Origin of the sequence: Bacillus sp. EKM501B, assembly GCF_011800505.1 — a bacterium.
Taxonomy (GTDB): Bacteria; Bacillota; Bacilli; order Bacillales; family Bacillaceae_G; genus Bacillus_A; species Bacillus_A cereus.
Window position 1 is genome coordinate 632889 of record NZ_JAALFZ010000001.1, and the last position, 19607, is coordinate 652495.

Genomic DNA, 19607 nt, shown 5'->3' on the forward strand with positions numbered 1-19607 from the left:
AAATATGATTTCGTTTGATACAATAGAATATATACAAGTATATAGTTCTTATATGATAAGTTTAATGAGCGAAAGTAGATAGTGTAATTGTACTGAAAAGAATGAAGTTAAGATTGGAAGGTGGAAGCGGTCATGCAAATACAATATACTTTGTTGCATTGTTTAAAACAATTGAATGGTGAAAGAACCGTTTCTTCTATTTATTATTTACTAAAGGGCAAACGTTCTTCGCAAACTTTACAAGATGGAAATATGTTCCGAATTTCTTTTTTGTTCGGAATATATAAATCATTGAATAGAAATGACTATGATGGTGAAGTTGCAAAGTTGTTGCAAGCGAATTTTATTCAAGAAATACATGAAAATACATATGTGTTAACACCTACGGGTAAAATGCAGTTACATAAATGGGGGGAAGTTTATGCTTTTCCGGCGCATTTGCATGGTTTACATTATGGTGAATTAGGTGAAACATTTTGGAAAAGATTATCATTAATTATTCAAACCATATCAAATTTACAACAGAATAATACGAAGTTTATCCCAATTCAGCAAGATACAGAAATAATGATGTGGGTGAAACGTTTTCTAACAGGAATACCATATAAGAGAAGTGAGTTGGCGAGAAAACTATGGACGGAAGTACATAATCTTTTAGAAAAGAGCAATACGATAGAAGCGACGATTGTAACATATCGACTAACGGGTTATGAACGTATTGGTTGTACATTGCAACAATTAGCAGAAATTACGAAACAAGATATATTCAGGGTGTATTTTTTATTTTGGGGTACAATGCATTTCTTTATACAAGAAGTTCGTGATAAAGAAAATGAATTTCCACTATTAGCTGAAATTATATCTTATCCAAATGAGAGAGCTGAATTATTTAGTTTATCCACGAAAAAAACATATAATTTTTGGAGACAAGGACGTTCTTTAGAAGAAATAGCGACGATTCGGAATTTAAAGGTTGCAACGATAGAAGATCATTTTGTTGAAATTGCTTTGCGAGAAAAAGATTTTTCTATTGAAATGTTTATGGAAAAAGAAAAGATAGACAAAGTAATAAAAGTAATTGAAGCATTGCAAACGCGGAAGTTACGTGTTTTGAAACAAGCGGTTGGAGAAGATATCTCTTATTTTGAAGTTCGTCTTGTATTAGCGCGGATGGAGGGTGTAAATGAAACTTGAAGAATATTTATATAAGTGGTTTGGATATTCTGAATTTCGTCCAGGTCAAAAAGGAGTTATTACAGATTTATTAGAAGGAAAAGATGTGATAGCAATGCTTCCGACTGGAAGAGGGAAATCTATGTGCTATCAGTTTCCGGGGCTTATGCGAGAAGGAACAGTGCTTGTTGTATCACCGTTATTATCTTTAATGGAAGATCAAGTGACACAATTAAAGTATGTTGTGAAAAACCGAGTAATAGCATTTAATAGTTTTCGGACATTAAATGAAAAAAGAGAAGCGATGAAAAAATTATCTTCATATAAATTTATTTTTGTTTCACCAGAGATGTTACAGTCGGAGTTATTAATTAGGGAATTGAAGAAAATTCATATTTCATTATTTGTTGTTGATGAGGCTCATTGTATTTCTCAATGGGGTTATGATTTTAGACCGGACTATAAAAAACTAAATGTAGTTATTGAAAATATTGGTTCTCCTACAGTATTAGCATTGACAGCCACAGCGACAAAAGGGGTACTGCAGGATATCGCAAATAGTTTAAATTTAAAGGGTGCCGCGGAACATGTATACTCTATTGATCGTCCTAATATTGCAATGGATGTGCAATTTGTAGAGACGATAGAAGAAAAGAAAGAGGCGCTTTTAGAGCAGGTGATGTATTTACAAGGGCCGGGGATTGTATATTGCTCAAGTAGAGCGTGGACAGAAAGGTTAACGGAATACTTGAGAGGGAAAGGTGTTACTGGTGTAGCTTTTTATCATGGTGGTATGGAACATGAAGAGCGTATGTTAATTCAACAGCAGTTTATGAACGATCAATTGCAACTTGTAATATGCACAAGTGCATTTGGTATGGGGGTAAATAAGGCGAATACGCGATATATTATTCATTTTCATTATCCAACTAATATAGCTTCTTACTTACAAGAAATCGGAAGAGCTGGAAGAGATGGCGAACCGAGTATAGCTATTTTATTATGTAGTCCGTTGGATCATGATTTACCAATTTCAATCATTGAGGATGAATTGCCAAGTAAGTCACAAATACAATTTTTATTTTCTTTACTACAAGAAAGAATGTTTCAAACGAAAGAATTACCAATAGAAGATGTAGAAGAAATTTGTTATAATGCAGCAAGATTTAATGAGCAATATTGGCGTTTCGTTCGTTATCATCTCGAACAGGTTGGAATTATACAACAACGAAGATTATTATTAGAAGGTTTGTCAGATGAAATTATGAACCGATTAATAGCTGAAGTAGAAATAAGGTTGCGTAATAAATATAGTGAGCTAGAAAATATGAAATCATGGATACAAGTTAAAGGGTGTAGACGTGAATATGTGCTGCAACAGTTCGGTTATAGGAAAGAGCAAGAGTTAATTAATTGCTGCGATTATTGCGGTATTATAAAAGAAGATTATAAAAAAAGACGAGCGCAACAATCGGATTTCGACTATAATTGGGAAACAGAGTTACAAAAGCTTTTCGGCCTAGAAAAGATGGAGGAATGATGAACATTCAAAGGCATAATGTTGAAGATATGAGTCCGCAGGAAATAAGGCTGAATCTATATATAACACAGTTAATTATTATCGGTATTGGCTGTTTACTGGCATATATATTATTTCAAGATGTAAAAGAAGTCTTTAATTTATGGAAATGGGAACCAGTATCTATACTTATTATAGGTGGTTTGTTAGCGATTGGTATTGTGTTATTAGATTATGTTGCAATGCGAGTGTTTCCGGAGTCTTGGTTTGATGATGGTGGTATTAACGATAAGATGTTTCGAGGAATGTCCGTTCTACACTTACTCGTTATTACGTTCTTAATTGGTTTTGCAGAAGAATTTTTATTTAGAGGTGTAGTACAGACTCATTTTGGAATTGTAATTGCGAGCTTCGTATTTGCACTGTTACATATTCGTTATATAACAAAGCCATTTTTGTTTTGTTTCGTCTGTTTCATTAGTTTTGTCTTTGGTTATGTATTTGAATGGACAGGAAATTTGTTTATAACAATCTTTGCACACTTTCTTGTTGATTTTATAATGGGACTCCAATTAAGAAAATAAATGGAAGGTGGTGGTGAACAACATGAGGAAACGAATTCCTGATTTTGAAGAGGAATTAGAAGTTGAGCGAGTGGAAGAAAAAGAAAGTTTACCGCCGCGTAGTGAAATTCATAGAAATAAAGAAAAAAAACAAAAGTTTAAAATAAATCACATTTTCGTCCGGGTTTTAACATTTCTATTCATTCTGCTGCCGATTAGTATTTTGTGGTACACGGATAAATATATTCAGGTGAAGGGTGATAGTAATAATGCCGGAAAAAGTGCGTTTGAAGTAATCTTCTTTGATTCAGCTAAATCTGAGTCGCAGAAACATTCTGAAAAAGTAATAACGCATACTGTGAAAGAGGGAGAAACTTTAGAAAGTATAGCGAAGCAATATTTTTCAGATGGAAATGGAATTGAAGTAATTAAAAAGTATAATAACTTGCAAGAAGATGAAGTGAGTGCAGGTCAAGAATTAAAAATTCCGATAAAAGATAAGTCCACAAAGCAAGAAAGCTAGTGAGTTAAGCGATCACCGTTTGTTATAAAAGCCTAGGATTATCTTTATGAGGAGGGGAGTCAAAATATGATATGGATTATATTATTCAGTACTCTCATAGGCATGGGGATTTTATTGCTTCTTGTGATGTATAAAGAAGCGATGCGTAATACGGTGTTGGAACATACTTTAGTATTTAAAGAATTTCCGAAAAGTTTTCAAAAAGTAAATGTGTTTTTTATTTCTGATATTCATAGAAGAGTCATTTCGAATTTGTTAATTGAACAAGTAAAAGGAAAAGTAGATCTCGTAATTATCGGAGGAGATTTAGCAGAGAAAGGTGTCTCTTTATCAAAAATCTCTGCGAATATTCAAAAGTTAAGAGAGATAGCTCCTGTATATTTTGTGTGGGGAAACAATGATTATGAGATAGAATATCATGAATTAGATGCGTTATTATTAGAAAATAACGTAAAAGTTTTAGATAATACAAGAGTGGTATTTGAGTCTGAATTAGGCGAGAAAATTTGTTTGCTCGGTATAGATGATGTTGGATTGCACCGTGATCGTCTAGATTTGGCATTGGCGGATTGTAAAGAAGATGGTTTTCGTATCCTAGTTAGTCACAACCCTGATATAATAAAAAAAATGTCTGGAAATGAACAGATTTCACTTGTGTTAAGTGGCCATACGCATGGAGGGCAAATCCGATTATTCCCATCTAAAAAATATTTAAAAGGTGGCGTATATAACCATTTAAATACGATTCTCTTTGTTAGTAATGGGTATGGAACAACATTGATACCACTTCGTTTCCGAGCACCTGCTCAAACACACATCATTACATTGTGCGGAGGGAAATGATGCCAACTCTTAATGGGAAATACAATATAAAAGCCGTTTCGAATATAATTGGAGTTCAGCCGAGTACGCTTCGTGCATGGGAAAGACGATATCAAATTATTGCCCCAAAGCGGAATCAAGCTGGGCATCGTTTATATACAGAAGAGCATATTCAAATTTTAAAATGGTTAATGGAAAAAGTTTCTTCCGGTATGATGATTGGACAAGCAGTTCGATTATTAGAAGAGAATCGTTTGCAGAGTACAGTTCAAAAAGAGATACATTTCGATAAAGAAGTTGTTTTAGTGGACGATTTGCTACAAGCTTTGTTAAAATTTGATGAAATTACAATTGCTGCATTATTAAACGAAGCTTTTAGTATATATTCAACAGAGAAGGTTGTTGCCAGTATTGTTCTTCGAGTGACAGACAAATTATTAACGTCAAAAAATAATAATGAGATTTCAATGGTGCAATTTCAATATGCACTATCATTTTTACAAACGCGTCTAGGGATGGTGTATCACAATGCCTCAATGTTTTCCTCTTTACACAAAGTTATTGTGTTAGAAAAGGATGCATTGAAAGGATTTATTTTTTCAACTTATTTACGCTTAAAAGGATATGAGGCGATATATATTAGGACAAGCTTAGCTGAAGATGGTATGTTATCAGCGGTAGAGGAAATACAGCCGAAATATGTATTTGTATCTTTTGCTGACGAACAAGAAATGAAAAAGACGATGAACTTTATAAATTTATTACAAGAAAAAAGGGAATCTCTTTTAGTTGGATTTATCGGAAAGCTAGGCGTTCTAAACCAGTTGGACATTGAAACAATCTTAATTGGTGATACGAAAGAAGAATGGGATGGATGGTTAAAAATGTCGGAATAGTTGTTCGAAAAGAACCATCTATTTTCTATTTCATATAATAAAAATTAGATGCATTGGTTACGTAGGGAGGGTATGAGATGAGGCTGGAACGATTAAATTACAATAAGATAAAAATTTTTCTAACATTTGATGATTTATCTGAACGAGGATTAACGAAAGAAGATTTATGGAGAAATGCACCGAAAGTACAGCAATTATTTCGTGATATGATGCAAGAAGCAAATAAGGAATTAGGGTTTGAAGCAGATGGTCCGATTGCAGTTGAAGTGTTTTCTCTACAAGCACAAGGGATGGTTGTAATTGTAACGAAAGAAAATCAAGAAATGGATACAGATGATGAGTTCCGTGACGAGTTTATTGAAATGCAAGTGACTCTAGATGAAAGTGAGCATATATTATATGAGTTTGCTACGCTAGATGACGTAATTAACCTGTCGAATCGCTTATATAACCTTGGTGTAACTGGCGGAAAGCTATATACGTGGGATGAGCGCTTCTATCTTTGGGTGGAAGAAGAGGAACAAATTCAATTGTTAAAGGCGGATTTTATAGCTATTTTAGCGGAATACGGTAATCCGTCTACAGCAACCATTTATCGCATCATGGAGTACGGTAAAGAATTAATGGATGTTAACGCGATAGAGCAAATACACAATTACTTCGTGAAAAAACAAAACCTCAGCTAATACAACATAGCTGAGGTTTTGTTTTTATTTGGAGAAGGGAAGGGATGATTGTAAATACTCGAACATACTTTTTGAAAATAAAATATGCAGTTTTATGGGAGTGTGGTTGATGAAAATAAAAAATATTTAAATATTTAAGTATTTTACTTTTCTAAAAGTAATAAAAGGACTATAATAATAGTGAAAACGCTTGCAACAGAAAATAGTTTGTATATATTTGTTAGCGTTTTCTATTGCATTCCAAATTTAAGGGTGTATACTAGGCAATGAAGGTTTACTAAACAAGTGAAATTACAGGGGGTTTACTTACTATGGTAGCCGAAAAGGGAACTCAAACAAAAACACAACAACAAAGGGAACAACATTTTGAACTATTGAATTCAACACAAATTGTTATTAGTGAAGCGTTAGAAAAATTGGGTTATCCAAACGAAGTATATGAATTATTAAAAGAACCAATTCGTATGATGACAGTGAAAATACCAGTTCGTATGGATGACGGGACTGTTAAAATATTTACAGGATATCGTGCACAACATAATGATGCTGTTGGTCCAACGAAAGGTGGAATTCGCTTCCATCCGAATGTAACAGAAAATGAAGTGAAAGCACTTTCAATCTGGATGAGTTTAAAATGTGGTATTGTTGATTTACCATATGGTGGAGGTAAGGGTGGAATTATTTGTGATCCACGTGAAATGTCATTCCGTGAGTTAGAAAGATTAAGCCGCGGTTATGTACGAGCAATTAGCCAAATCGTAGGACCGACGAAAGATATTCCAGCTCCAGATGTATTCACAAACTCTCAAATTATGGCATGGATGATGGATGAGTATAGCCGTATTGATGAATTTAATTCACCAGGATTTATTACAGGTAAACCGCTTGTACTAGGTGGATCACATGGACGTGAAACAGCAACAGCGAAAGGTGTAACAATTTGTATTCGCGAAGCTGCGAAAAAACGTGGCATTGATATTAAGGGTGCACGCGTTGTTGTTCAAGGATTCGGTAATGCTGGTAGCTTCTTAGCTAAATTTATGCATGATGCAGGTGCGAAAGTTATTGCAATCTCAGATGCTTACGGCGCGTTACATGATCCAAACGGATTAGATATTGATTATTTATTAGACCGTCGTGATAGCTTCGGTACAGTAACAAAGTTATTTAACAATACAATTTCAAACAAAGAATTGTTAGAACTTGATTGCGATATTTTAGTTCCAGCTGCAATTGAGAACCAAATTACAGAAGAAAATGCTAATGATATTAAAGCGAAAATCGTTGTTGAAGCTGCAAATGGTCCAACAACATTAGAAGCGACTAAAATTTTAACAGATCGCGGAATTTTACTTGTTCCAGACGTGTTAGCAAGTGCTGGTGGTGTAACAGTATCTTACTTTGAGTGGGTACAAAATAACCAAGGTTACTACTGGACTGAAGAAGAAGTAGAACAACGTTTAGAAAAAGTAATGGTAAGATCATTTGATTCTATTTATGAAACAGCACAAGTTCGTAAAGTGAACATGCGCTTAGCGGCGTACATGGTTGGCGTTCGTAAAATGGCTGAAGCAAGCCGCTTCAGAGGTTGGGTATAAAATATTATATCTTGAGAAAACGTGATTTCCTTTCGAGGGAATCACGTTTTTTTGTTGAAGTATTAAATGAGGTGTTGTATATGGAGAATGAAATGTTGGAACGAGTAGAACAATTAGAAGAAAAGGTTAATAGGTTAGAGGGAGAACTCGCAAGAACGATGAAAGCTCGCAAAATAAGTACCGTTCGGATGTTCGGGGAAGGGCTACTGTTTCTGATATTTGGTGTGGTTGTAGTAGGGCCGATTATTGCCGTTGTAATCTCAATTTTTACTTGGCTTGCTGAAAAATAAAATAAAAATAAAAAAGAACGCTTGTTCTACACGAACAAACGTGCTATACTCTCCTTAGATAAACAAAACGGAAATGATTTTAAGGAGAGATAAATGATGAAAATGACAGTAGACCAAAGATTTATGATGCCAGCAGATGTTGTAGAGCGAGTGGAAGTATTACGAAACAAACAAAGCAAGCGTGGCACATTATTACAATCGGTAAATAAATTTTTCGGTTTAGATACGAAAGAAGATTGTGTTTGGTTTTACGGTTTTTATGGAGTGGCTGTAAGTATCTTGTTGTTTATGGTGTTCACTTCAAATATTTTCGATTTTCTCTTCGCGTAAGAAATATGCGATAAGGACATTGCTACCGAATACATATATAAGGAAGTAAGGTAATCTTCTAGAGCGGGAGTTGGTAGCAATGGCGATGTTTCCTATAGAGCGCAATTATATTGGATATGGAAGTTCACGACCGGGGATTCCTCTGACTAAAGTGAGATTTATCGTAAGCCATGATACGGGGAATCCTGGAAGCAATGCGATAGGCAATCGAGATTACTTTAATGAATTACAACCGAAAGCTTCGGCACATACATTTATAGATGATAAAACAATATTGGAGATTATTCCTATAAATGAAGTTGCGTATCATGTTCGATATGGTGTGCCGACGGATAATGACTTATATGGCTATGACGCGAATAAGGCGGCCATTGGAGTGGAACTTTGTTATGGTGGTGATGTTAACTTTTGGGAAGCGTATAATCGTTTTACATGGTATCATGCGTATTTATGCCAAAACTTTGGCTTAAATCCGAAAAAAGATATCGTGTCACATAAAACGCTTGATCCAGCTAGAAAGATTGATCCTGAGAATGTATTAGGGAAACAAGGTATTAAATTTCAGCAGTTTTTAGCAGATGTCTATCGGATGTACGTTTCGTTTAGATGACAAATATATGAAAAATGAATACAATAAAGATAGGTGCCTACTGCTGTAAGTAGGTTTTTTCTTGTTTTTATAAATAGTGCATTGGTAGAAGACTAGGAGTGGACGAGTATGCAGAAAGAAACAGTTATTATAATCGGAGGCGGTCCGTGCGGATTAGCGGCTGCAATTTCGTTGCAAAAGGTAGGGATAAATCCGTTAGTAATTGAAAAAGGAAACATTGTAAATGCCATTTATAATTATCCAACTCATCAAACATTTTTCTCTTCTAGTGAAAAATTAGAAATTGGTGATGTAGCTTTTATTACAGAAAATCGTAAGCCATTTCGAAATCAAGCGCTTGCGTATTATCGTGAAGTAGTAAAACGTAAATCTGTACGTGTAAATGCTTTTGAGCGAGTGGAGAAAGTTCAAAAAGATGGAGAAGTTTTTCAGGTTGAGACGACAAAGCGTGATGGAAGTAAGGAAATGTATATAGGGAAATATATTGTTGTAGCAACTGGATATTATGATAATCCAAATTATATGAATGTTCCAGGTGAGGAATTGAAGAAAGTAGCTCACTATTTTAAAGAGGGGCATCCTTATTTTGATCGAGATGTAGTAGTTATAGGTGGGAAAAACTCGAGTGTAGATGCCGCGTTAGAACTTGTTAAATCTGGTGCACGTGTAACGGTACTGTATCGTGGAAGTGAGTATTCACCAAGCATAAAGCCTTGGATTTTGCCGGAATTTGAGGCGTTAGTACGAAACGGTACAATTCAAATGCATTTTGGAGCTCATGTGAAAGAGATTACTGAGCATACATTAACGTTTACAGTTGATGGTGAAGCTTTTACAATCAAAAACGATTTTGTATTTGCGATGACTGGTTATCATCCTGATCATAGCTTCTTAACGAAGATGGGTGTTCAGATTGATGAAGAAACAGGACGTCCAATTTATACAGAGGATAGAATGGAAACGAATGCTGAAAATATTTTCATTGCAGGTGTCATTGCTGCTGGAAATAATGCAAATGAAATATTTATCGAGAACGGTAGATTTCATGGAGATGCGATTGCGCAAACCATTGCATCAAGAGAAAAATAAAAAGGAGCTGTCGGGAAAATCTCGACAGCTCCTTTTTATTCGTGCATAAACATATTTTGAATGGATTCATGAGAATTTGTATTCTCTAATGCAACAAGTAATTTAATGCGTGCTTTTTGTGCATTTAAGCCGTATGTGAATACAATGCCCATATCTTTTAAGTGTTTACCGCCACCTTCATACGAATATACGTCTTGAACGATACCGTTGAAACAGCGAGAAACCAATACGACAGGAATACCTTTATTTAATAATCTTTCTAGGCTAGGTAGTGTTCTTGGAGGGAGATTACCTTGTCCAAGAGCTTCGATAACAATGCCGTCTACAGGAAGATTTTCGATTGCTGCTAATAATGTATCATCCATGCCAGCATATGCTTTTAGAACAACTACATTTTTAGACACTTTATTTATCGTATATGATTCGCGATGTACTAAAGCGTGATGGAAGACAACGCCGCGTTTTGTTACCATTCCAATTGGTCCGTATTGTGGACTTTGGAATGTTGCGACATTACTTGTATGTGTTTTCGTTACATTTGTAGCGCAATGAATTTCGTCGTTTAATACGACTAAAACACCTTTTTCTGCAGCTTCATCACAACTAGCAACTTTTACAGCTGATAAGAAGTTATATAGACCATCAGCACCTAACTCATTGCTAGAGCGCATTGCACCTGTCACTACGATCGGAATAGTTGCTTGTACTGTTAAATCTAAGAAATAAGCTGTTTCTTCTAATGTATCCGTACCATGCGTAATAACTACGCCATGAATGTTGTCTTGTTTTACTCTTTCATCAATGATGACTTGTAATTGTAACATTTCGCTCGGTGTCATATGAGGAGATGGTAGATGGAACACATCTTCAACGATTAAATCAACATCGCCTTCTAAATCAGGAATGAATTTTAAAAGAGGATTTTTTTTACCTGGTTGTACGACCCCAGTTTCTTTATCTTCCTCCATTGCAATTGTTCCACCTGTGTGTAAAACTAGGATTCTTTTCAATGCTTATACCCCTTTCAAGTAAAAAAATACATTTAGAACATAACATGTTTTGAGTAAATTCGACAATGGAAATGTATAAAAGTATGCCTCGAAAATGACAATAAAATTAACTGCTATATGTACGATGTATAAAATTACGAAACGAAATGTGCAAATATAGTATAGGAGGGAGAAATTACGGTGAAAAAGATGGAGAGAATTTTTATTCGTATATTAATAATACAATTCATTTGTCTTTCTGTTGTACAATTGTTATTTATACATAAGTCATCAGTGAAATATTTATCTAAAATTGTTTATTATGAGGGTGTTATGGTAAAAAACAAAGTGGAAATCTTGCAGGTGAATCGGTAGTTTTCATTTTCTTCTATGAAGGATTATGCTACAATAATTGAGGATTTAATGACGCGAAGCAAATGAGAAGAAGCAGGGTGAACACCTGCTTTTCGTTTTGTTTTATAAGTGAAAAAATGAGGTGTTACAATGGATAAACGAATTTCAATTGCTATAGATGGTCCAGCAGCTGCAGGGAAAAGTACAGTGGCAAAAGTTGTTGCGAAGGAACTTTCTTATGTTTATATTGATACAGGCGCAATGTACCGTACGCTTACATATGCAGCCCTTCAACAAAAAGTAGACATTGAAAATGAAGAGCAGTTAATGGAAGTTGTAAAGAATGTAAATATTGAGTTTCAGCAAGGAGAAAATACACAGCTTGTATTTTTAAATGGACAAGATGTTTCTGAAGTAATTCGTACACCTGATGTGACGAATCGAGTATCTATTGTAGCGAAACATCGCCTTGTTCGTGAAGAAATGGTACGTCGTCAGCAAGAGTTAGCGAAAAAAGGCGGCGTTGTAATGGACGGCCGTGATATTGGTACACATGTATTACCGGATGCTGAAGTGAAAATCTTTATGCTTGCTTCTGTTGAAGAAAGAGCGGAAAGAAGGCATTTAGAAAATTTAAATAAAGGTTTCGATTCTAATTTAGAGCAGCTAAAAGAAGAAATTGCTCAGCGTGATAAATTAGATTCAGAACGCGAAGTTTCTCCACTAAAAAAGGCTGATGATGCATTGGAATTAGATACGACTTCTTTATCAATTGAAGAAGTTGTCCAAAAAATTATGAGCATTGTTTCTGGAGTGTTTGCGAAATAAAGAAAGGGGATAATCCTCTTTCTTTTTTTGTTTAAATAGAAATGTAAAGGATACGTGAATTGTGAGTCTCTTTCCTTGACAAATGAGCTGATTTGTAAGAAGTTAGTTAAAGAGGAATAAAACTGTCAGAATATATTCGCTATTATATTTCAAAACATACTTTTTTCAAGCTGGTTTTGCTGTATACTATTTATATAGGTTTAATATATTTTCTTGTGAATGTTATTGAAAAAGAGTATGTGATGAGAAATTCTTAAACATGCAAATGAAAACTTTGTTTTCATTTCGTATATACATAAAAAATGCTTTGTCAATTCTGTAGGGAGGTATTTCCATGGTAGAGAAAATGAATGAAGAAGTTATGGATTCAAAAGAATTACAAGTTGGTGACGTTGTTACAGGTTCTGTAACGAAGGTTGAAGAGAAACAAGTGCTTGTAAATGTTGGATACAAAACAGATGGCGTAATTCCAATTAGTGAATTAGCTAACGTTCATATTGAAAAAGCAAGCGATGTTGTAGAATTAGATCAAACACTAGAGTTGAAAATTATTAAATTAGAAGAAGATGATCTTGTCTTATCTAAACGTGCTGTTGATGCAGAAAAAGCATGGGTAGAACTACAAGAGAAATTTACTTCTGGTCATGTATTTGATGTTACTGTAAAAGATATTGTGAATGGCGGATTAGTTGTGGACCTTGGTGTTCGCGGTTTTATTCCAGCTTCACTTGTAGAAGTACATTATGTAGAAGACTTTACTGACTATAAAGGTAAAACATTAGCGGTGAAAATTGTTGAATTAGACCGTGAAAAAAATCGTGTAATCCTTTCGCATAAAGCGGTAGTAGAATTAGAACTAGATTCTAAGAAAAAAGAAGCAATTTCTTCATTAAAAGAAGGGGACGTTGTTGAAGGAACAGTACAACGATTAACTGACTTTGGCGCATTCGTTAATGTTGGTGGAGTGGACGGTTTAGTTCACATTTCACAAATTTCACACGAACGTGTAGAGCAACCTTCTGAAGTGTTAGAGCAAGGTCAAAAGGTTAAGGTAAAGGTGTTATCTGTTGATGCTGATACACAACGTATTTCTTTATCAATTAAAGCAGCTCAACCAGGACCTTGGGAAAACGTTGCTGGCGAAATAAAAGCTGGAGATATTCGTGAGGGAGTAGTAAAACGCCTTGTTACATTTGGTGCATTCGTTGAGATTTTACCGGGCGTTGAAGGACTTGTACACGTATCTCAAATTGCAAATCGTCACGTGAAAAATCCGAATGAAGTATTGGAAATGGGACAAGAAGTAAAAGTGAAAGTACTTGAAGTTCACGTAGCAGAGAAACGTATTTCTTTAAGTATAAAAGAAGCGCTTGAGGAAAATAATGTAACTGAAGATTATAGTCAGTATGAGCCAAATGCTGATTCTGCTACTTTCCAATTAAGTGATATTATTGGTGAACAACTGAAAAAATTAAAGAAATAATGAGGGGTACAAGTGGTAAGGGCAAAACGTAAATTAGATCATATTGAATACGCTCTTTCTACTGGTCAGTCTCGTACGCATGGCTTTCATGATATTGATTTTGTGCATCAAAGCTTGCCAAATTCAAATTATGACACAATAACATGTGAAACAAAAATCGGCGAACTTTCACTAAGTTCGCCGATTTTTATCAATGCGATGACTGGTGGTGGAGGAGAGAAAACGTTACATATTAATGAGCAATTAGCATATGTAGCGAAACATCATAACCTTGCTATGGCTGTAGGTTCGCAAATGGCGGCGTTAAAAGATGAAAGTGAAGCTGCTTCTTATAAGGTGATCAGAAAGGTAAATCCAAATGGTATTTTCTTTGCTAATTTAGGTAGTGAGGCAACTATCGAACAGGTAGAGCGTGCCGTTGATATGATTGAAGCGAATGCATTGCAAATTCATTTAAATGTCATACAAGAGTTAACGATGCCAGAAGGAGACCGTGATTTTACTGGAGTACTTCAGCGCATTGAGAAAATTGTTTTAAATAGTAAAGTTCCTATCATTGTAAAAGAAGTTGGATTTGGGATGAGTAAGGAAACAGTGCAGCAGTTAGCGAACGTAGGTGTAACAGCAATTGATATTGGTGGGCAAGGTGGTACGAATTTTGCTGCTGTTGAAAATGAAAGAAGACAGCGAATGCTTTCTTATTTTAATAACTGGGGCATACAAACAGCAACCTCGATTATTGAAGCAACCTCTACAAATAATAACCTCTCTTTTATTGCATCTGGGGGCATACAAACAGCGCTTGACGTAGCGAAAGCGATCGCATTAGGGGCGAATACAACTGCGTTTGCTGGTTACTTTTTACGTATTTTAATGCAAGATGGTATCGAGAAGTTAGTGGATGAAATTGAGCTTCTACATACAGATTTGAAATTTATAATGACAGCTCTTGGTGCGAAGACGATAGAAGAGTTGCAATCTGTACCTCTTGTTGTAAAGGGTGAAACATATCATTGGTTAATGCAGCGTGGTATTGATACTGCGCATTATAGTAGGAGATAAAAAATCAACCGTTCGGTTGATTTTTTTTGTTCTATTCTTTTTCGTAATATAAAGTGGAGAAAGGAATTAGTATTATATAAAAATATCATTTCGTAAAAATTGCAATTGAAAAAGGGTTGAAAAATGTAGATGGTGTGTTGCCGAATTACTGGAGAGAACTTAATTTTTAATAGGAATAGGTGAAGATAAAAAGAAGTAATGGGAGGATATAGTGTGCGAAATATTATTTCAATATAAATAGAAAACATTAAACTGATTATGTAAAAGACGGTTTCGTACAATATTGAAACCGTCTTTTTGGGTTAATTAGTGCTGGTTTTGTTTTCGAGCCTGTTCTGGTGTATCAAGTCCAGTTGCACCTGGATATTGTAGTGATTGATCACGATCGGATTCAACGCGGCGTGATTCTCGTAGTTTTCGTTCTTGGCGATCTTTACCCATAATGAATAACACCTCCTTGTTAAAAGTGTTGCTGTTATAAGAAAAAACTATGCGTAAATAAAGTGGATTAACTTTCATAAAAAGTTCCCATAATGGAAAACATAGGAGGTGAAGTTGATGGATGGAAGTACTTTTTATTTTGTAGCTTGGATAGGGTGGATCATTGTAACCTTTTTTATGAAAAAGGACCTTATTCGGTGGAAGTTAGGCGCTTGTATACTGATTTTTATAATTTGCTCTCCGTTACATGTAACGATCGCCTCATTCGTGGTATCAGTAAATGCTCTTTTACTTTGTATTATTTCTTTTATAGGGATCACGCTATATTCTGTCTGGAAAAAATTATATAGCTTACTTTCGGCGCTTATTATTGCAATGTTATATACAAGTTTTCATCTGTTAGAAATATATGATCCGATTTGGATTGTGGTGGATAGAGTGTTTCTGCTAAGTAGTGGTCTTGTGTATGCATCGGTGTTATTGCATGGAGATCGCATATTACGATTATGTTCTCTATATGTAGGGATGTTACAAGGAGAGCTGCTAGTGACATTTATTTTTAGGAAATTGAATTTTCCATATGATTACGGTAGTTTAGCATTTTTTGATATCGTCGCCATTTCTACATTATTCATGGCAATATTGTTTTGGATTGCAAAAGCATCAGTATACATGGAACGGTTTAAGAGAAAAACACGTAAAAGAAAGGCGAGGGTAATACATGACTGAATATACACCAGCCATTTTATGCGGCGTAATAGCGGGGACAGTTACAAGGGTGCTAATGCTTCGGACGGATACACGGCAATATCCGACGAGGCTACATGGGAAAATTATTCATATTGCAATGGGGTTAATTGCAGCTGCTTTAGGAGCGATTGCAATCCCGTCTATTTTGAAAAAAGATTTTTCTGCCATTACATTTCTTACATTAGCAGCGACACAATTTCGTGATGTACGTAATATGGAAAGAAATACGCTTCAACAATTAGATGGGTATGAGCTCGTACCGCGTGGAAATACATACATTGAAGGAATTGCATTGGTTTTTGAAAGTCGCAACTATTTGGCAATGTTAACGTCGTTTGCAACGACGTTTGCGTATATAGGATTCCGTTCATGGATTGCAGGAGTAATTATGGCTATAATCGCATTTTTTATTGCGAAAAAATTAATGTCTGGTAAAAGGCTACATGATCTTGTTGAAATTGAGCACGTTCCGCTTCGTTTTGAAGGAGCGGGGCTTTATATTGACAATATTTACATTATGAATATTGGATTGCCAGCAAGACAAGAAGAAATTATGAAATATGGTATGGGTTTTATTTTAAAGCCGAAATCAATTGATGCGATGGTTACAATCTCAAATTTAGGGCAACGACAAGCTATTTTACACGATGTTTCAGTAGCGTTAGGGATTTATAGAGATTCTGGTACACCAGCGCTTGTACCGTTAGCAAAGCGTGATTTAGAGGATGGCAGGGTTGGGATTTTTGTCCTGCCGCAAGATCAAGATGCAGAGAAAGCGATAGGTGTCATAGGAAATGTACCAACGTTAGAAAGTGCTGTCCATATGTCATCGGAAGCCCCGAAAGGAAGGGGAGATAAGAGATGATGTTAGAAAGTGTTATTCTGGCAGTTATAACAACGACTCCAGAAAAATTTGCAGGTGGTGCTCCTTTATTCGTTTGCGAATCGACAGAGGAACTAGAATTTGTTGCAAATAATTTAGAGGCAATTTTAGATGGTATTGCACATCGCTTACAAGAGAATGTATATATTATTGTGAAACATTAGCAACGTGTGTTATAATGTGAGGTGTTTTGATACGTTGAGAAATATTCTGGAATGCAAATCCCTTCTTGCACAAAGAAGGGTTTTTTACATAATAAACAGAAGCAAGTTGAAAGGATGAAAGTATATGCCGAAACCAGTAATAGCGATAGTAGGTCGCCCGAACGTAGGGAAATCTACTATTTTCAATAGAATTGTTGGAGAAAGAGTTTCAATCGTAGAAGATATTCCAGGTGTAACGCGCGATCGTATTTATAGCGCTGGAGAATGGTTAAATCATGAATTTAACATTATTGATACGGGCGGAATTGATATTGGAGACGAGCCGTTTTTGACACAAATTCGTCAACAAGCTGAAGTAGCAATTGATGAAGCGGATGTTATCATTTTTATGACAAACGGTCGTGACGGTGTAACAGCAGCTGATGAAGAAGTTGCAAAAATTTTATATCGTTCAAATAAACCGGTTGTACTTGCAGTAAATAAAGTGGACAATCCGGAAATGCGCAGTGACATTTATGACTTTTATGCATTAGGATTTGGCGAACCATTCCCAATTTCAGGTACACACGGATTAGGGTTAGGTGACTTACTAGACGAAGCTGCACAACATTTTCCAAAGATTGAAGAAGACGGATATGATGAAGACACAATTCGTTTCTCTTTAATTGGACGTCCAAACGTAGGAAAATCATCACTTGTAAATGCTCTTCTTGGTCAAGAGCGTGTAATTGTTAGTAATGTAGCAGGAACAACTCGTGATGCTGTCGATACACCATATAGTAAAGATGGAAAAGATTATGTAATTATTGATACAGCTGGTATGCGTAAAAAAGGAAAAGTGTATGAAAGTACAGAAAAATATAGTGTACTTCGTGCGCTAAGAGCGATTGAACGTTCTGACGTTGTTTTAGTCGTTTTAGATGGTGAAGAAGGAATTATTGAGCAAGATAAAAAAATCGCTGGATATGCTCATGATTCAGGGCGAGCTGTTGTTATCGTTGTAAATAAATGGGATGCAGTGAAAAAAGACGAAAAAACAATGAAAGCATTTGAAGAAAATATCCGTGCTCATTTCCAATTCTTAGAATACGCACCAATTGTTTTCTTATCTGCAAAAACAAGAAAACGTACACAAACATTAATACCGGTTATCGATGAGGTAAATGAAAGTCATAGTATCCGTATTCAAACGAACGTATTAAACGATGTAATTATGGATGCGGTAGCGATGAATCCGACGCCAACTCATAATGGTAGCCGTCTGAAAATTTTCTATGCAACACAAGTTGCGGTAAAACCACCGACATTTGTTGTGTTTGTAAACGATCCAGAATTATTGCACTTCTCATATGAGCGTTTCTTGAAGAATCGCTTACGTGAATCATTTGGCTTCGTAGGAACGCCGATTCACATTATCGCTAGAGCAAGAGACTAATGGAGAGGATGTGATTTTATGACAAAAATCACAGTAGTAGGAGCAGGTAGCTGGGGAACAGCGTTAGCGATGGTATTAGCTGACAATGGACATGATGTACGTATTTGGGGAAATCGCCCAGAACTTATGGATGAAATTAATACGAAACATGAGAATAGTCGATATCTCCCAGGCATTACATTGCCAAGCACAATCGTAGCCTACTCTTCTTTAGAAGAAGCATTAGTAGATGTAAATACAGTACTGTTAGTAGTACCAACGAAAGCGTACAGAGATGTATTACAAGAGATGAAAGAAATTGTTACTGAACCAATTACTTGGATTCATGCGAGCAAAGGAATTGAACCTGGTACGTCAAAACGTATTTCGGAAGTGATTGAGGAAGAAATTCCAGAGCACTTAATTAAAGATGTTGTTGTACTGTCTGGACCGAGTCATGCTGAAGAAGTCGGTTTACGACAAGCGACAACAGTTACGTCTGCAGCAAAGCGTATGGAAGCGGCTGAGGAAGTACAAGATTTATTTATGAATAGTTATTTCCGTGTATACACAAATCCAGATATCGTTGGAGTTGAACTTGGTGGTGCGTTAAAAAATATTATCGCATTAGCTGCTGGTATAACTGATGGTCTTGGATTAGGTGATAATGCAAAGGCGGCATTGATGACACGTGGTTTAACAGAGATTGCTCGTTTAGGAAGAAAAATGGGCGGGAATCCGTTAACGTTTGCTGGTCTAACTGGTATGGGAGACTTAATTGTAACGTGTACAAGTGTTCATAGTCGAAATTGGCGCGCTGGAAATATGCTTGGAAAAGGACACTCTTTAGAAGAAGTGTTAGAAAGCATGGGTATGGTTGTGGAAGGTGTAAGAACAACGAAAGCTGCTCATGAATTGGCAGAGAAAATGGAAGTTGAAATGCCGATTACAGCTGCTTTATATGACGTGCTGTTCAATGGGAATAACGTAAAAGATGCGGTAGGCTCATTGATGGGGCGTGTTCGAAAACATGAAGTGGAAGCTATACCTGATTTACTGTAAAGAAAAGCGACAGAAGTACATTTGTACTTCTGTCGCTTTTTTATTTTTTGGGTCTTTTCACCATTTTTTCATTTTTGC

Annotated in this window: 23 protein-coding genes; 21 read left to right on the plus strand and 2 right to left on the minus strand. The window is 35.7% G+C overall.

The window, feature by feature from the left end:
• The first annotated feature begins 132 nt into the window (after positions 1 to 132).
• The 12 genes from HFD78_RS03335 to HFD78_RS03390 all read left to right on the plus strand — a co-directional run bounded on the left by HFD78_RS03335 (position 133) and on the right by HFD78_RS03390 (position 10099).
• Positions 133 to 1194 (plus strand): YpbB family protein, encoded by a 1062-nt coding sequence (locus HFD78_RS03335; protein WP_001167013.1) that lies wholly within the window; start codon positions 133 to 135, stop codon positions 1192 to 1194.
• Positions 1184 to 2713, plus strand: a complete 1530-nt coding sequence (recQ, locus tag HFD78_RS03340; protein WP_000762979.1) for an ATP-dependent DNA helicase RecQ — start codon at positions 1184 to 1186, stop codon at positions 2711 to 2713. Before HFD78_RS03335 ends, recQ begins: the two co-directional genes overlap by 11 nt.
• Positions 2713 to 3276, plus strand: a complete 564-nt coding sequence (locus HFD78_RS03345; RefSeq protein ID WP_001025779.1) for a CPBP family intramembrane glutamic endopeptidase — start codon at positions 2713 to 2715, stop codon at positions 3274 to 3276. Before recQ ends, HFD78_RS03345 begins: the two co-directional genes overlap by 1 nt.
• A 22-nt stretch (positions 3277 to 3298) precedes the next feature.
• Positions 3299 to 3778, plus strand: a complete 480-nt coding sequence (locus tag HFD78_RS03350) for a LysM peptidoglycan-binding domain-containing protein (RefSeq protein WP_001231553.1) — start codon at positions 3299 to 3301, stop codon at positions 3776 to 3778.
• A gap of 66 nt (positions 3779 to 3844) precedes the next feature.
• Positions 3845 to 4621 (plus strand): metallophosphoesterase, encoded by a 777-nt coding sequence (locus tag HFD78_RS03355; protein ID WP_000637796.1) that lies wholly within the window; start codon positions 3845 to 3847, stop codon positions 4619 to 4621.
• Positions 4621 to 5496 carry a MerR family transcriptional regulator gene (locus HFD78_RS03360; RefSeq protein ID WP_001142653.1) on the plus strand — a complete coding sequence of 292 codons (876 nt, stop codon included), beginning with the start codon at positions 4621 to 4623 and terminating at the stop codon, positions 5494 to 5496. The genes HFD78_RS03355 and HFD78_RS03360 overlap by 1 nt, the downstream gene beginning before the upstream one ends.
• Before the next feature lie 77 nt (positions 5497 to 5573).
• Positions 5574 to 6182, plus strand: a complete 609-nt coding sequence (locus HFD78_RS03365) for a genetic competence negative regulator (RefSeq protein WP_001235402.1) — start codon at positions 5574 to 5576, stop codon at positions 6180 to 6182.
• Between the two features lie 311 nt (positions 6183 to 6493).
• On the plus strand, positions 6494 to 7780 hold the full coding sequence (gene gudB / locus HFD78_RS03370) for an NAD-specific glutamate dehydrogenase (protein WP_000225173.1): 1287 nt from the start codon (positions 6494 to 6496) through the stop codon (positions 7778 to 7780).
• Between the two features lie 80 nt (positions 7781 to 7860).
• On the plus strand, positions 7861 to 8070 hold the full coding sequence (locus tag HFD78_RS03375; protein ID WP_000426768.1) for a hypothetical protein: 210 nt from the start codon (positions 7861 to 7863) through the stop codon (positions 8068 to 8070).
• A gap of 93 nt (positions 8071 to 8163) precedes the next feature.
• Positions 8164 to 8400: a DUF3961 domain-containing protein gene (locus HFD78_RS03380; RefSeq protein WP_001983018.1), complete on the plus strand. Its 237-nt coding sequence runs from the start codon at positions 8164 to 8166 to the stop codon at positions 8398 to 8400.
• A gap of 79 nt (positions 8401 to 8479) precedes the next feature.
• Positions 8480 to 9010 carry a peptidoglycan recognition protein family protein gene (locus HFD78_RS03385; RefSeq protein ID WP_001240655.1) on the plus strand — a complete coding sequence of 177 codons (531 nt, stop codon included), beginning with the start codon at positions 8480 to 8482 and terminating at the stop codon, positions 9008 to 9010.
• Positions 9011 to 9118: 108 nt separating this feature from the next.
• Positions 9119 to 10099: a YpdA family putative bacillithiol disulfide reductase gene (locus HFD78_RS03390; RefSeq protein WP_001168510.1), complete on the plus strand. Its 981-nt coding sequence runs from the start codon at positions 9119 to 9121 to the stop codon at positions 10097 to 10099.
• A 35-nt stretch (positions 10100 to 10134) separates the two neighbouring features.
• Here HFD78_RS03390 and ansA read toward each other — a convergent pair whose 3' ends face one another.
• The gene (ansA, locus tag HFD78_RS03395) at positions 10135 to 11109 is read right to left on the minus strand and encodes an asparaginase (protein ID WP_000822026.1); all 975 of its coding nucleotides are present in this window, start codon (positions 11107 to 11109) and stop codon (positions 10135 to 10137) included.
• Positions 11110 to 11289: 180 nt separating this feature from the next.
• Here ansA and HFD78_RS03400 point away from each other — a divergent pair, with 180 nt between their 5' ends.
• The 4 genes from HFD78_RS03400 (at position 11290) to HFD78_RS03415 (ending at position 14815) form a co-directional block, all read left to right on the plus strand.
• Entirely contained in the window at positions 11290 to 11463 is a 174-nt protein-coding gene (locus HFD78_RS03400; RefSeq protein WP_000738057.1) for a YpfB family protein, read from the plus strand.
• Between the two features lie 129 nt (positions 11464 to 11592).
• Entirely contained in the window at positions 11593 to 12270 is a 678-nt protein-coding gene (cmk, locus tag HFD78_RS03405) for a (d)CMP kinase (RefSeq protein ID WP_000361257.1), read from the plus strand.
• 334 nt (positions 12271 to 12604) lie between these two features.
• Positions 12605 to 13753 (plus strand): 30S ribosomal protein S1, encoded by a 1149-nt coding sequence (rpsA, locus tag HFD78_RS03410; RefSeq protein WP_000229559.1) that lies wholly within the window; start codon positions 12605 to 12607, stop codon positions 13751 to 13753.
• 12 nt (positions 13754 to 13765) lie between these two features.
• The gene (locus tag HFD78_RS03415) at positions 13766 to 14815 is read left to right on the plus strand and encodes a type 2 isopentenyl-diphosphate Delta-isomerase (protein ID WP_097862906.1); all 1050 of its coding nucleotides are present in this window, start codon (positions 13766 to 13768) and stop codon (positions 14813 to 14815) included.
• Between the two features lie 306 nt (positions 14816 to 15121).
• Here HFD78_RS03415 and HFD78_RS03420 read toward each other — a convergent pair whose 3' ends face one another.
• On the minus strand, positions 15122 to 15256 hold the full coding sequence (locus tag HFD78_RS03420; protein ID WP_000513900.1) for a YpzI family protein: 135 nt from the start codon (positions 15254 to 15256) through the stop codon (positions 15122 to 15124).
• A gap of 117 nt (positions 15257 to 15373) precedes the next feature.
• Between HFD78_RS03420 and HFD78_RS03425 the strand changes: the two genes are divergently transcribed.
• The 5 genes from HFD78_RS03425 (at position 15374) to HFD78_RS03445 (ending at position 19529) form a co-directional block, all read left to right on the plus strand.
• The gene (locus HFD78_RS03425) at positions 15374 to 15985 is read left to right on the plus strand and encodes a YphA family membrane protein (RefSeq protein WP_000349098.1); all 612 of its coding nucleotides are present in this window, start codon (positions 15374 to 15376) and stop codon (positions 15983 to 15985) included.
• Positions 15978 to 16871, plus strand: coding sequence for a YIEGIA family protein (locus tag HFD78_RS03430; protein WP_000141596.1), 894 nt, complete (start codon positions 15978 to 15980; stop codon positions 16869 to 16871). The genes HFD78_RS03425 and HFD78_RS03430 overlap by 8 nt, the downstream gene beginning before the upstream one ends.
• On the plus strand, positions 16868 to 17053 hold the full coding sequence (locus tag HFD78_RS03435; protein WP_000979059.1) for a capping complex subunit for YIEGIA: 186 nt from the start codon (positions 16868 to 16870) through the stop codon (positions 17051 to 17053). The genes HFD78_RS03430 and HFD78_RS03435 overlap by 4 nt, the downstream gene beginning before the upstream one ends.
• A 124-nt stretch (positions 17054 to 17177) precedes the next feature.
• Entirely contained in the window at positions 17178 to 18488 is a 1311-nt protein-coding gene (gene der / locus HFD78_RS03440) for a ribosome biogenesis GTPase Der (RefSeq protein ID WP_001125893.1), read from the plus strand.
• Positions 18489 to 18506: 18 nt separating this feature from the next.
• The gene (locus HFD78_RS03445) at positions 18507 to 19529 is read left to right on the plus strand and encodes an NAD(P)H-dependent glycerol-3-phosphate dehydrogenase (protein WP_000161763.1); all 1023 of its coding nucleotides are present in this window, start codon (positions 18507 to 18509) and stop codon (positions 19527 to 19529) included.
• Positions 19530 to 19607: the final 78 nt, after the last annotated feature.

Coding starts and splice junctions, on each gene's coding strand:
- HFD78_RS03335 (WP_001167013.1), top strand. CDS start 133: ATGCAAATACAATATACTTTGTTGCATTGTTTAAAACAATTGAATGGT.
- recQ (WP_000762979.1), top strand. CDS start 1,184: ATGAAACTTGAAGAATATTTATATAAGTGGTTTGGATATTCTGAATTT.
- HFD78_RS03345 (WP_001025779.1), top strand. CDS start 2,713: ATGAACATTCAAAGGCATAATGTTGAAGATATGAGTCCGCAGGAAATA.
- HFD78_RS03350 (WP_001231553.1), top strand. CDS start 3,299: ATGAGGAAACGAATTCCTGATTTTGAAGAGGAATTAGAAGTTGAGCGA.
- HFD78_RS03355 (WP_000637796.1), top strand. CDS start 3,845: ATGATATGGATTATATTATTCAGTACTCTCATAGGCATGGGGATTTTA.
- HFD78_RS03360 (WP_001142653.1), top strand. CDS start 4,621: ATGCCAACTCTTAATGGGAAATACAATATAAAAGCCGTTTCGAATATA.
- HFD78_RS03365 (WP_001235402.1), top strand. CDS start 5,574: ATGAGGCTGGAACGATTAAATTACAATAAGATAAAAATTTTTCTAACA.
- gudB (WP_000225173.1), top strand. CDS start 6,494: ATGGTAGCCGAAAAGGGAACTCAAACAAAAACACAACAACAAAGGGAA.
- HFD78_RS03375 (WP_000426768.1), top strand. CDS start 7,861: ATGGAGAATGAAATGTTGGAACGAGTAGAACAATTAGAAGAAAAGGTT.
- HFD78_RS03380 (WP_001983018.1), top strand. CDS start 8,164: ATGATGAAAATGACAGTAGACCAAAGATTTATGATGCCAGCAGATGTT.
- HFD78_RS03385 (WP_001240655.1), top strand. CDS start 8,480: ATGGCGATGTTTCCTATAGAGCGCAATTATATTGGATATGGAAGTTCA.
- HFD78_RS03390 (WP_001168510.1), top strand. CDS start 9,119: ATGCAGAAAGAAACAGTTATTATAATCGGAGGCGGTCCGTGCGGATTA.
- cmk (WP_000361257.1), top strand. CDS start 11,593: ATGGATAAACGAATTTCAATTGCTATAGATGGTCCAGCAGCTGCAGGG.
- rpsA (WP_000229559.1), top strand. CDS start 12,605: ATGGTAGAGAAAATGAATGAAGAAGTTATGGATTCAAAAGAATTACAA.
- HFD78_RS03420 (WP_000513900.1), bottom strand. CDS start 15,256: ATGGGTAAAGATCGCCAAGAACGAAAACTACGAGAATCACGCCGCGTT.
- HFD78_RS03425 (WP_000349098.1), top strand. CDS start 15,374: ATGGATGGAAGTACTTTTTATTTTGTAGCTTGGATAGGGTGGATCATT.
- HFD78_RS03430 (WP_000141596.1), top strand. CDS start 15,978: ATGACTGAATATACACCAGCCATTTTATGCGGCGTAATAGCGGGGACA.
- HFD78_RS03435 (WP_000979059.1), top strand. CDS start 16,868: ATGATGTTAGAAAGTGTTATTCTGGCAGTTATAACAACGACTCCAGAA.
- der (WP_001125893.1), top strand. CDS start 17,178: ATGCCGAAACCAGTAATAGCGATAGTAGGTCGCCCGAACGTAGGGAAA.
- HFD78_RS03445 (WP_000161763.1), top strand. CDS start 18,507: ATGACAAAAATCACAGTAGTAGGAGCAGGTAGCTGGGGAACAGCGTTA.